8 protein-coding genes are annotated in these 12,323 nt (G+C 44.9%); 3 read left to right on the top strand and 5 right to left on the bottom strand.

What is annotated here, in order from left to right; translation table 11 throughout:
- The coding region (locus tag Q0R35_RS16480) for a dynamin family protein (RefSeq protein WP_295620846.1) at nucleotides 1-1,722 on the bottom strand (1,722 nt) is incomplete at its 3' end.
- A gap of 618 nt (nucleotides 1,723-2,340) precedes the next feature.
- Between Q0R35_RS16480 and Q0R35_RS16475 the strand changes: the two genes are divergently transcribed.
- Entirely contained in the window at nucleotides 2,341-3,795 is a 1,455-nt protein-coding gene (locus Q0R35_RS16475; protein WP_295620842.1) for a glycosyltransferase, read from the top strand.
- Nucleotides 3,796-3,957: 162 nt separating this feature from the next.
- Here the strand turns inward: Q0R35_RS16475 and Q0R35_RS16470 are convergent, their stop codons facing one another.
- Nucleotides 3,958-4,629 (bottom strand): ABC transporter ATP-binding protein, encoded by a 672-nt coding sequence (locus tag Q0R35_RS16470; RefSeq protein ID WP_295620839.1) that lies wholly within the window; start codon nucleotides 4,627-4,629, stop codon nucleotides 3,958-3,960.
- A 268-nt stretch (nucleotides 4,630-4,897) separates the two neighbouring features.
- Between Q0R35_RS16470 and Q0R35_RS16465 the strand changes: the two genes are divergently transcribed.
- Nucleotides 4,898-5,956 carry a Sll0314/Alr1548 family TPR repeat-containing protein gene (locus Q0R35_RS16465; protein ID WP_295620836.1) on the top strand — a complete coding sequence of 353 codons (1,059 nt, stop codon included), beginning with the start codon at nucleotides 4,898-4,900 and terminating at the stop codon, nucleotides 5,954-5,956.
- 52 nt (nucleotides 5,957-6,008) lie between these two features.
- Here Q0R35_RS16465 and Q0R35_RS16460 read toward each other — a convergent pair whose 3' ends face one another.
- The 3 genes from Q0R35_RS16460 to Q0R35_RS16450 form a co-directional block, all read right to left on the bottom strand.
- Entirely contained in the window at nucleotides 6,009-7,130 is a 1,122-nt protein-coding gene (locus tag Q0R35_RS16460) for a CO2 hydration protein (RefSeq protein WP_295620833.1), read from the bottom strand.
- Nucleotides 7,131-7,282: 152 nt separating this feature from the next.
- Nucleotides 7,283-8,752, bottom strand: a complete 1,470-nt coding sequence (locus Q0R35_RS16455; RefSeq protein ID WP_295620849.1) for an NADH-quinone oxidoreductase subunit M — start codon at nucleotides 8,750-8,752, stop codon at nucleotides 7,283-7,285.
- A gap of 143 nt (nucleotides 8,753-8,895) precedes the next feature.
- Nucleotides 8,896-10,734 (bottom strand): NAD(P)H-quinone oxidoreductase subunit F, encoded by a 1,839-nt coding sequence (locus Q0R35_RS16450; RefSeq protein ID WP_295620830.1) that lies wholly within the window; start codon nucleotides 10,732-10,734, stop codon nucleotides 8,896-8,898.
- 690 nt (nucleotides 10,735-11,424) lie between these two features.
- Between Q0R35_RS16450 and Q0R35_RS16445 the strand changes: the two genes are divergently transcribed.
- The coding region (locus tag Q0R35_RS16445) for a ribulose bisphosphate carboxylase small subunit (protein ID WP_295620827.1) at nucleotides 11,425-12,323 on the top strand (899 nt) is incomplete at its 3' end.

The raw sequence follows: 12,323 nt of genomic DNA, 5'->3' as shown, positions 1-12,323 counted from the left end.
GCTCAAGATGCCGATTAATGGGACTACTGAATTACGGCGATGGCTGGCTTGTGCTTGTTGGTGAACTTGGCTGACTGAGAAAGTAGTTAATAACTCATCCAAACGGCTAACCATTTTGGCTTTGAGTTTGGTAAAATCTGCCTCGAAAGCAACGTTAGTATTGCTAGCGACTACTTCATTGACGATCGCATGAACATGTTGTATAAAGTCATCACCGATATCTTTGAGCTGCTTACTTAAAAGCTGAAGTTCTTGCTCTTTAATTGAGTTAACATCTTGAGGCTGGGCTTTGAGATGGTGCCAACTTTCTAGATAAGTTCGGCGGAGATTGATACAAATCGGTTGGAGATCGTCGGCGAGGTTGACTAATAATAATGGGCGTTTTTCTTCCATTAAGTAGCGAGTAATTGCCGTACGAAATTCTTCAATGCCGCTATCTTTAATCAGTTGTTCGACTAAGCCGCTACCTTGTTCGCCCAGAATTCGCAGATAGTTTTCTGTCGCCGATTCATAGCTGCGGACATCTACCCGGAACTTGTCTCCAGATAATTTACCAGAGCTAGAACAATAACGGTTAAACTCATTAATAAACTGAGGAGCTTCGGCAAGATCGGGGGTAACACTCGCCGCAAAAAAAGAATTTAGTCCAAATCTGTCACTCGCATTTGTCTGGCGAAGTTGACTTCCCCAAAATCCTAACAAACCGCTAGTTTTATAGACACGCTGCGAGTCGCGAAATTGTTCGCTGATGAGATGATCTAACCGCTGGCGTAATTGAGCATTGTACCAGGTTTCATCAATCCGATTGAAGATATAAAAAACCCGATCGCGAACGCCAGAATTTTGGCGAATTCGCTCTAGCATTTCCGTTTCTTCGGTACTCATATCGCCAGCCGCAGCGGGTTTTAATACGCAGACGACAGCGGAGGTATCGGGATGCTCGATTTTGGTGTAGGTAAGTTCCGCATCTCGCTTGACTGGCGCATCGATACCAGGAGTATCTACCAAAACGTTGCCATCTTGCAGCAGGGGATGGTGACAGTAATACTCGACTCGGCGCAATACCGCGCTATTACTCCCCCGTCGCGCATAGCTGGCGGCTTCCTGGAGGTTTTTAAAATCAAATTGCTCCATCGATAGGGTGCGGTTAGTGGTTTTGTCGATATACTTTTTGTTATCGATAAAACCTTGAATTAATAGCTTGAATGCTGAAGCCTGTTTTGCCCGCTCTGACTTGCTTTCACCTCCTTCTTGTTGAATGATGGCGTTACAAGAATCGAGCAGCGTATCCATCAAACTTTGCTCTTGTAACAGCAGAGTTGCCTGTTGCGGATCGTGCAAATTTAAGCCTAACTTTTTACCGAGTAACTGCACCTGATCTAATACTTGCACTTCAGACAAAAAGGTTAGCACTACCCGCTCTTGCTCTGGCTCTGCATAGGCAATTTGGCATTCTGTCCCCGTCGCGTGTCCCTCCGCGCTGTAGAGCAATTCTCGCTCTAGTAGAGCGTTAATCAGCATCGATTTACCCGCACTAAACGCGCCTGCAAAAACAATTTCAAATGTAGGTGCGATCGCTTTTTTGAGCGACGAATTCACCGCACTGGTATCTACTTGGGCGCGGAGTGTCGGTTCTTGTTTGAGCAGGTTGAGAATAGCATCTACCTGCGCTTGCAGATTTTGGCACTGAGGTAGGGTATTAAGGCTATGCAGTGGAGTCATATATTGGTAGTGAGATAATTTAGCGAGGCTAGAGATAATGAAGCTGAATCTCTATTCGCACTTAGATTACCCAAATTGACTCTACATCTTCCGATCGGACGTATAATTACATTATATTTTGTTGTCTTTATCTGTCGATCGCTGGTGGTGTGATAACTGTCGCCGAAGATTCCCCTTTTTAAGCTACGGTGTACACAAGTTGGATCGGCTTCGGCTCAGATGGTGTTACCCCCCCAACCCCCCCTTATAAAGGGGGGGCTTTTCCGGCTCCCTCCCCTTTATAAGGGGAGGGCTGGGGTGGGGTACAGGTCTACGATCGTTACTAATATACTTGTGTGTACACGGTAGCCCTGAGGGAGAGGGATTTAGCGGCTCGCAGCCGGGAGGAAACCTCCCGGATTATGCGAGACAAGACAGGGTGAGGGCTGTTAACCTACGCACAAAAAGTGGGATGATCCCAATCGGCTTGACGATGTAATGCGGGTTGCAGCAGTTTTATTTTTAAAAACCACCATCAAATCCTTTCCCGCGAGCCTCTCTCTGAGCTGTCAAACATCTAGAAAGTATAAAAATCGGTTTATAATATCTTCTGCCCCCGATTATTTACGAGGAATGTTTATGTCCAATCGACTAGTTACCGAGCGTACTCAAAAACACTTTGATGCCATCGCCTTAAAACTAGATTGGTGGGCGGAACGCAACCGATATTATTATCAAGATCTCGACAGGTTGCACCAATTTTTGATTCCGACTCGTAGTAAGGTTCTAGAAATTGGCTGTGGAACTGGAAATTTATTATCAAAGATTGGCGCGGAATTGAGCGTAGGCATTGACTTTTCATCCGTCGTTATCGATCTAGCAAAAACTAAATATCCAGATTTACACTTTTATTGTCTGGATGCTGAAGATTTAAATCTAGAATCGCCGCATGAGTTCCCATTACTCGCCACTAAATTCGACTATATTATTCTGTCGGAAGTACTCGGCGACCTGACTAATATTCAACAGGTATTACTAAATATCCAACAGCTTTGTCATCCACATACCAGAATAGTAATTAACTTCCATAACTTTCTGTGGGAACCAATTTTAAATCTTGCCGAACGCATCGGACAACGCCGTCCGCAACCGCCTCAAAGTTGGCTGTCGATGAACGATGTCATTAATTTGTTAAACGTTACTGGCTATCAATCCGTCAAAATTGGCAGGAGGTGTATCTTACCTAAATATATCCCGATCGTCTCTAACTTTGTCAATCGTTATCTGAGTCCGTTACCAATTATAAATCATCTCGGTTTGACTAATTATATCGTCGCCCGCCAGCAGATCGATCGTGCTAATGTTAGTACCAATTATACAGTAAGTGTAGTTATCCCCGCTCGTAATGAAGCTGGAAATATTGCCGCTGCGATCGAACGTTTACCCCGACTGGGCAAGCATACCGAAGTTATCTTCGTCGAAGGTCATTCTCAAGATGATACCTGGGATAAAATTCAAACTTTAGTAGATACATATACAGGCAATTTTACCATCCAAGCATTTCAACAATCGGGCAAAGGTAAAGGCGATGCTGTCAGATTGGGATTTGAAAAAGCGACTGGAGATATTTTAATTATCTTAGATGCCGATCTCACCGTCCAACCAGAAGAACTGGTAAACTTTGTAAATGCGATCGTCAGCGGACGTGGCGAATTTATTAACGGTTCAAGATTGGTTTATCCTTATTCTCAAGCCGCAATGCCGTGGCTGAATACCTTAGCAAATAAATTTTTTGCTCTAATTTTCTCATTTTTACTCGGACAGAATATCAAAGATACGCTCTGCGGCACTAAAGTATTGTGGCGCGAAGATTATCTCCGCATTGTCGCCAATCGCAGTTATTTTGGCGATTTCGATCCCTTTGGCGATTTCGATTTGTTATTTGGGGCTGCTAAATTAAACCTGCAAATTGTCGAAGTCCCCGTTCGTTATCAACCCCGCACTTATGGCGAATCAAATATCGCCCACGTTCGCGAAGGACTAGTACTAATTAAAATGTGCCTATATGCGGCGCGTAAAATTAAATTCGTGTAGAGGATATTTGAAAACTCTTAGCCTCTCAAAGATCCTCTCAAATCAACCTTGAAAATGACTTTAAATTATCATTCTCTATGTTCCCTCTGCGCCCTCTGCGCCTCTGCGGTTAAAAAAAAGATCTCTGATAGTACTAATAGAATCGAAGTATTATCTATCCTTTTACGACGAAAATGGAGTAGTGTTCTCTAATTTACCATCAACAATTTTAGCTTCAGTCAACTTCCCTCGATCGATCTGCCAGCACTTATCAGCAATTGCCAATAAATCACCAGCATCGTGAGTAACCACCAACAAAGTCCATTGCTGCTTGAGTTGAGCGAGTAGGTTTACCAACTGCTGGCGCATCGACCAATCTAAGCCCGCTGTCGGCTCGTCTAACAGCAGTAAAGGGGGCTGCCTAATGAGTTGTACCGCCAGAGCCAATCGTCGCTGCTGACCGCCACTGAGAGCATGTGGAGACAACTGTAATGGTAGATCTGCCAAGCCGACAGATGTCAGAGCTTGCTCGACGCGCTCGGCTCCTAGTTCGGGATGTCCCAGCCGTAATTCCTCTAGAATTGTATTGGTGCAAAAATGCCGTTCGGGAAACTGAAATACCAGCCCCCCCAGTTGTTGGAGTAAGTCGGTATCTAACGCCCGATCGCGCCAATATACGCCCCCACTCGTCCCACTCGCCAATCCTGATAAAATCTCTAAGAGGGTGCTTTTGCCCGAACCACTCGCACCGATAATTAGTCCCAATTGTTGTGGAGGTAGTTCTAAGTTAATATCGTCAAGAATGGCTCGATCGCTGGCTGGTGGATGATATGATAAACGCTTGAGTTTGAGCATCGAGATAGGGGTTAGGTTTAGGCTTTGGGCTTTAGGCTTTAGGCCTTAGGGAAAAGCATTGACGATTTGCAAACGATACTTTCGGTGAAGGCTACGTTAGAGATGATGTACTTTAAATGCGGAACATCCGATCGACACAAACGTCCAGGCTGTCTAGTATATGGCAATTTTTAAACCACTGGTAGCGGCGGGATGCAAAATTGCTGCATACCTTGCTCGATCCTGTTACTATACCCATTTACATCGACTAGTTACTAGCTACTAATTAATGAAATTTAAGTTTTCGCTACCAGCTACCCTCGTTCTGACGACGGCAATGATGCTAGCTCAATCATCAATCGTCGCCACGATTAGCCAGTTTAACCCCACGATTTCTCCCGCCGCAGCCAGCAAAAAACCAGCCCCAGCTAAAACCCCAAAACCAAACAGTAATATGATATTCCCGACGACTGGGAATCAGGAAAAAGGTTCTAATGTCGAGCGCGCCAAAGAAGCGATGTTCCGGGATGGCGACTATGTTAAAGCCAAACAATATCTCGATGCCGCACTCAAAACTGAGCCAAAAGAGCCGTTGACATATGCAATGAATACGCTGTATCCCTTTAGTTTAGGAGATTTTGAGAAAGTCAAAGAATATGGTGAAAAGACTTCCAAAGCTGCCGAACAATTGATGCCAACAAATCCGCTACGCGGAAATTTGTATCAGGGTGTGGGTTTGGCGATTCTAGCGACTTACGAACTCAAGAAAGCTAATGGTGGCGCGTTAGGTGCTTTGGGTAAGCTTCAGAAAGTATTTGAATATATTGATAAAGCTAAAAAAATCGATCCTAACAATTCTGAATTAAGCCTAATTAAGGGTTATATGGATTTACTTTTAGCTGTTAACGTACCATTCTCTGATACCAATCAAGCCATCGACCAATTAAAGAATGCCGAACCTCGCTATCTGGCTCTACGCGGTATGTACATCGGTCATCGGGATTTAAAAGAATACGATAAAGCGAGTAATGCGATCGAAGCCGCGCTTAAAATTGCTCCTCAAAATCCCGAATTGATTTACTATAAAGCACAACTGCTCAACATTCGCGGACGTGACAATAATAATGATAACGATCTGCGAGAATCGATTAAGTTATTTGAAGTTGCCTATCAAAAACGCGATCGATTACTATTATCGACAGTTGCTCAAATTCTCTCCGAACGCTGTCAAGCTAAAAGTTCGTTAGCCAAAGTCGGTAATGAAACTTGCTATGGTTTTGAAGCTCGACTCAGGCAAGATAATCCCAATGTTGTCGTCGGATTGACTAAGTTACCCGTACTGAATTAGTAATTTGGGCGGTAGATCCCCGACTTCTCCGAGAAGTCGGGGATCTTAGCATTTAATCCTGAATATTGGGTAACTGAGAAGTTAACAATCGATCCATCCAGCCCTCAAAATAAGCCATATTTACTGACTTTTCCCGCGCATCTTGGGTATCCAACGGATGAGGAGCCAAACCCAAAATCGTCGCGCTAGTAACGCAATACATCGACTTCTGAAAACTTTGACAAATTTTCACCAGTAAATCGTCTTCCTTGCGCTTGGTATTTTGATACATTTCGTGTAGATACGGCGGAATATAGTGCTTCATATCCTGCATTAATAATGTGGGTGGAATCCCCGAACCGCCAATTGGCAAAGGATCGGCGTATAGCGCACCGTAGGTAAATGCGTCCTGAGGTACAGGAATTTGATGAGCTTGAGCATTGTAAGAAACCACCCCTAAAAACGGCGTACCGCGAAAGAATATAGCTTCTACATACGGTACGGCAACATCCATCAAAAATGTGAGCTGCGCTGAGGGTGGTAAAATATCGTACGATCGACCGTTAATTTCGACCGCATAATTAATCGGATTCCCAGCGGCTGCTACTAATCCTGCTTTAATCCACTCTACCACTTCCGGAATCGTGGTAATTTTACCTTGATTATAAGCTTGCCCTAAAGTTAGGAAAATTTCGCACATTACCTCCCAAAATTGACCTAAAGCATTATAGTAAACCATTTGGCGAACTTGCTCTGGCAGAAATTCTGGAAAGACGCGATGTAAGAGCTGAATTATCGGATGACCTTTAATTTTGGCTTGAATTGCTGGCTCGATTAATTCGCGAAATTCGGGCGATTCAATATACTGTTCTAGTTTACCACCACCGTGCCAGAGCATGACTTTCATGCAATATTCGGCATACTCAAAATTAATCCGATCGTGCCACCAATGCTTGAGAATTCGATCGATCGATACTTTATCGTTAAAATACTTGAAAAATGGAAAAACAGTCAAAAATTCAGCTTTAGAAATATGCTGGAGATTTATTTGATATTCGTTAAGTACATAGCCGTAGCTATCTAAAATACCGACTACTTCTTTAACATTATTGGGTGTATCTGGTAATAGACTCTGCCCATTATAGAATCGATCGATATATGTGGCAAAACGGTGGCAAGAGTTAATAGAAGTCATAGATAGATGGGAGATTGGAGGTGGGAGATGGGAGTAAGAAGTAAGGAGTAAGGAGTAAGGAGTAAGAAGTAAGAAGGAAGGGAGAAACACAGAACGCAGTTCCAAAACCTAAAGCCTAAAACCTAAAACCTAAAACCTAAAACCTAATTTTCTTACTTAGTTACAGTCGCAATGATGGCGGGTGGATGGTGTAGTGTTGCCGCAATTGTGGGTTCGCTCCAGCGGGTAATCCAGCCGGGCTGGAAGCCAAATAAAACGATCGCAACTGTGAGAATCATGGCGGGATAACGTTCGCGCCAGGTTACCGATTCGAGGTTTTGAACTTGTGGCGAGAGTCGCCCGAAAAAGGCTTTATTAATTAATAATAAATAATAAACCGCCGTCAGACCTGTACCGATCGTGCATAATAGGGTTTGAATCGGGAACACCGGGAAACTACTGCGGAAGATTAGGAACTCGGCGACAAAGCCCACCATCCCTGGAATTCCGGCACTTGCCATCACGCCCAAAATCATCAGGCTGCCAATTACAGGCATTCCGCGTTCGGGATTGAGCAATCCTTCGAGAATCCTAATATCGCGAGTCTGGGTTTTTTTATAGACGACCCCCACACAGAGGAACAGCGCAGCCGAAATCAGCCCGTGACTGACCATCTGAATCATCGCCGCCGAAAAGCTCAATGGGGTATTCGCCGCCGCTGCGAGTAAAATATAGCCCATGTGACTGACAGAACTATAGGCGACCATCTTCTTCATATCTGTCTGCGCGATCGCCATTAAAGCACCATACAAAACGCTGACGATCGCCCAGTAGGAGAGCCAAGGAGCCGCGATCTGCCAAGCTTCTGGGAACAACCCCACACAAAAGCGTAAGATGCCGTAGGTGGCTAATTTGAGCAGGACTCCCGCCAGCAATACCGAAATGGGTGTCGAAGCTTCAACGTGAGCGTCGGGTAACCAGGTATGAAAGGGAAATAACGGCATTTTGATGCCAAAGCCTAATAATAAGGCACCCAATAATAATAACTGCTGTCCGATCGGCAGAGCCTGAGCTAGCGCGGGATTGTAGGTAAAACTACTGCTGCCGCCAAACCAGGCTAATCCTAAGAAAGCTGCGAGTAATAGCGCGCCTGAAAAAGCGGTGTAAATCAAAAATTTGGTAGCAGCGTAGGCGCGTCTTTGACCGCCCCAAATGGCAATCAGCAGATATAAGGGAATTAATTCTAGCTCGTAAGCGATAAAGAATAGCAGCAAATCTTGTGCTAAAAATACGCCACTAACCGCTGCATTTAAAATTAAAATTAGGGTGTAGTAAAGACGCGGGCGTTCGATTTTTTCGTCGCTGCTATAGATGGCAATGACAGTTAATAAACTATTTAGGGCTAATAACGGTAGTGATAAACCATCGACACCCACTCGATAAGATAAACCGAGCGTATCGATCCAGGTATAATTTTCAACAAATTGCATTCCGGGGTCGCTTAAATTAAACTGTGTTAATAGCAGCACAGTCAAACCAAGGACTATAAACGAGATCGCAAAGGCGATCGAGCGAGTTCGATCGGGCAAACAAGCTACAGTTAATGCTCCTAATAAAGGAACTATTAATAAAATACTCAGCATCATAATTAGGTTTTAGGTTTTAGGTTTTAGCTATTCTGTAGGGTGGGCACTGCCGCTGGTCGGGTGACCCGCCCAGTCCACTATCTATGTTTCAGGCGATTTAAATCTAATAAATATTTGCGTCTAGCTACTTAATTCCCGATCTAAAACGACCAGAACAACCAGGCAACCATCAATCCCAACACGCCTGCACCGACAGTAATGGTGAGGAAATAGTTTTGAGCCTGACCGGAGGTACCATACTTCAAACCTTCGCTACTAAAAATTGTGGCAAACCCGACTAAATTGACCAAGCCATCGACCACATACCGATCGATCCAAGCCGCAAATTGCGACAGGGTACGAATCGACCAAACTACTGTATTCTGGTAGAGTTTTTCCACATAAAAATCATTAGCGAGTAACTCTTGCAACCAGGTAAGCTGTAGTTTAATCGGCTGACGATCGGCTCTGAAATACAACCAGCCACCCGTAACAAATCCGGCTAAACTCGATAAACTAATCGAACTAAATGGCAATAGGCTAAAATCTTCAAAATCTGGCAGTAAAGACAATCGCCACATTACCACGGGTACCATTAATGTCAATATTGTCAGAAATACCATCGGCAAAGCTAACGGCCAAGGTACCTCTGGCGAACGGCGAGTTTTAGGCTGAGTTTTACCCAAAAAGACCAAACCGAACACCCGCGCGAGATTAAAAGCAGTCAAGCCATTTACTACCACAATAATTACCACGGCCCACGGATAGTCGATCCACAGATCCTTAAAACCTTCCTGGAGTGCCCAAAAGCCACCCAATGGAAACACGCCCGTCATCGCTAATGACCCCACGACAAACGCACTCGTCGTTGCTGGCATACTTTTACCCAACCCGCCAAATTCCGTCACATCTTGATTGTTGGTGGTCAGAATTATGCAACCCACGCTCATGAAAATTAACGCTTTAGCGATCGCATGAGCGAATAGTAGCAAAAAGGCAAAACTAATCCATTTAGCACCAACTGAAATAAATACCAAGCCCAAATAAGCACTAGTAGAATAAGAAATCGTCCGCTTGATATCGACTTGAGCGATCGAAACTAATGTCGCCCCGATCGCTGTGATCGCACCAATTACCATCAATGTCGTCATGACAACGGGCGACAAATACAAAATCGGGTGAACTTTAATTAAAATATAAGCCCCACCCGTGACCACTACCGAATTCCGTAAAATCGAGGCAGGGTTTGGCCCTTCCATCGCTTCATCCAACCATAAATGGAGCGGAAACTGAGCGCATTTACCGATCGGCCCAGCAATCAACGCCAAACCGATTAGAGTCTTAGTGGTCATCGAAATATCGGTTTTGTCGCACCAGTCGTATAGGTCGTTAAAATCCAAACTTCCCGCGATCGTCGATAGGGCAATTACCCCCGTAAATAACAAAATATCACCAGCCCGCTTGGTCAAAAAAGCATCGCGAGCCGCTTTAACTACTAACGGTTGCGCGTACCAAAACCCTACCAACAAATAGGTAGACAACGTGAGCAATTCTAATAATCCATAACTGACCAATAACGAGTTGCTAATGGCGACCGCACTCATCGCGCCTTCAAAAAAGCCCACCAGCGCAAAAAATCTCGCCAGTGCCCAGTCTTTTTCCATATACCCCAGCGCGAATACTTGCGCCAGCAAACTAAATACTGTCACCGACTCCATCGCCCCCACGCTTAGAGGCGACAGCTCGAAGGTAATATTTAACTCTAACCCCGCCACTGTCAGCCAGTTAAACGCAATTTGATACGGATCGTGGTTCCAGATCGCCTGAAACAAGAAGGTGCCATGAATAAAGGCGATCGTGGTCATTAAAATATTCAAATACGCTGCTGGTCTAGGGCCAGTTTGACGTACCAATCTCGTCATCCAGGGAATAGTGAGAATCGCCCCAAGCAGTCCGTAGCAAGGTATCAACCAGCCAGTCTCCAGCAACATTTGTTCCATAAATCGCGATTGAGTATCCGTGGATTAAGTTTATTAAAGTTGATTTTTTAAATTCGCTCGGCAAATCGCCAGACTACCCGCAGTCAGCGATCCTGAGTGAAGGCACAATTTTCAGCCCTCATTTATTATCTATCAGAACCGATCGAGTGGGAGAGAGAGTAAGAAGTAAGGAGCAAGGAGTAGGGGAGAAACATAGAACGCAGTTCTACAACCTAAAACCTAAAACCTAAAACCTAAAACCTAAAGCCTATTCCGGTGATTAGCCTAACTTATGCTATAAATCAATAAGAATAATTTTGTACTATGTTGCCAAAGCGATCGCCCGAACTGTATTGTGGAATGTATCGTTAGCACAGCTTTGAATTTTACCGATCGATAATTATTACAGGTTTTGCGGACTGCCGCTGAAGCTGCAGTTTTTGCGTCTGTAGCATTTGACCTAGCACCGACTTAAACATAAAAATATCTATATTTATCCGATCGATAATTTGGGAGTTTCATTAAATATCGATCGAGGTGGGGGCGATCTGCCACTGGCAAAGGCTCCACCGTTCAGACTCTCATCTTAAATTTAGTAGCAGCCCCAACTACGCAGATCGATGCTACTCGTGCAACTCTGGCGGATATTGCTCGATCTCGAAATGCCAGGGGCGATCGTCACATAACTTATGTAAGGAAAATTTTTAGACAATGATAGTAGCCCAGAGTAATATTACTGCTTCACCGCCGACACCACGATCGAAGAGCTTGGTCGAGCCAAAGATTCATGCTAGTGCTTACGTTCATGCTTTTTCTAACATCATTGGCGATGTCCAGATCGGTGCCAATGTGACGATCGCCCCTGGCATTTCGATTCGGGCTGATGAGGGCAACCCGTTTGCGATCGGTGCCAATACCCGCATTCAAGATGGTACGGTCATTCACGGTTTAGAGCAGGGTCGAGTCCTCGGCGACGACAACCAGCCATACTCGGTGTGGATCGGGACTAATACTTCGATCGCCCACATGGCACTGATTCACGGCCCTGCTTATATTGGTAATGATTGTTTTATCGGCTTTCGATCGACGGTATTTAATGCCAGAGTCGGCGATGGTTGCATCGTGATGATGCACGCCCTGATTCAGGATGTCGAGATTGCCCCTGGCAAATACGTCCCGTCGGGCGCGATCGTTACTAATCAGCAACAAGCCGATCGACTTTCGGATGTACTCCCCGACGATCTCAAGTATGCCGCTCACATCATTAGTATTAATAATTCTTTACGTTCTGGCGATTCTCTTTCAGAGAGACTTCGTCAACGAAGTGCTAGTGGTTTGGAAAATATTCGTACCCCGATTGGTAGCACCAATGGACATCGATCGAGTCTGGCACCCGATGTGATTGTCAATGTCCGCAGCCTGCTGGCACAGGGCTACAGTGTGGGTACCGAACATGCTAACAAGCGGCGGTTCCAAACCAGTTCCTGGACTAGTTGCGCGGCGTTTAATTCCGAGCGCGAAAGCGAAATTCTCAGCGGTTTGGAACATTGTCTGCACGAACATAGCGGCGAATACGTGCGGTTGATCGGCATCGATACCCATGCCAAACG

Origin of the sequence: Chamaesiphon sp. GL140_3_metabinner_50, from assembly GCF_025361915.1 — a bacterium.
In the GTDB taxonomy this organism is placed as follows: domain Bacteria; phylum Cyanobacteriota; class Cyanobacteriia; order Cyanobacteriales; family Chamaesiphonaceae; genus Chamaesiphon.
The sequence above is the reverse complement of the archived record's forward strand: the minus strand, read 5'-3'. Positions and strand labels throughout refer to the sequence as shown.

Excerpts from the sequence above, each read along its gene's own strand:
- Q0R35_RS16475 (WP_295620842.1), top strand. The coding sequence starts at position 2,341 with ATGTCCAATCGACTAGTTACCGAGCGTACTCAAAAACACTTTGATGCC.
- Q0R35_RS16470 (WP_295620839.1), bottom strand. The coding sequence starts at position 4,629 with ATGCTCAAACTCAAGCGTTTATCATATCATCCACCAGCCAGCGATCGA.
- Q0R35_RS16465 (WP_295620836.1), top strand. The coding sequence starts at position 4,898 with ATGAAATTTAAGTTTTCGCTACCAGCTACCCTCGTTCTGACGACGGCA.
- Q0R35_RS16460 (WP_295620833.1), bottom strand. The coding sequence starts at position 7,130 with ATGACTTCTATTAACTCTTGCCACCGTTTTGCCACATATATCGATCGA.
- Q0R35_RS16455 (WP_295620849.1), bottom strand. The coding sequence starts at position 8,752 with ATGCTGAGTATTTTATTAATAGTTCCTTTATTAGGAGCATTAACTGTA.
- Q0R35_RS16450 (WP_295620830.1), bottom strand. The coding sequence starts at position 10,734 with ATGGAACAAATGTTGCTGGAGACTGGCTGGTTGATACCTTGCTACGGA.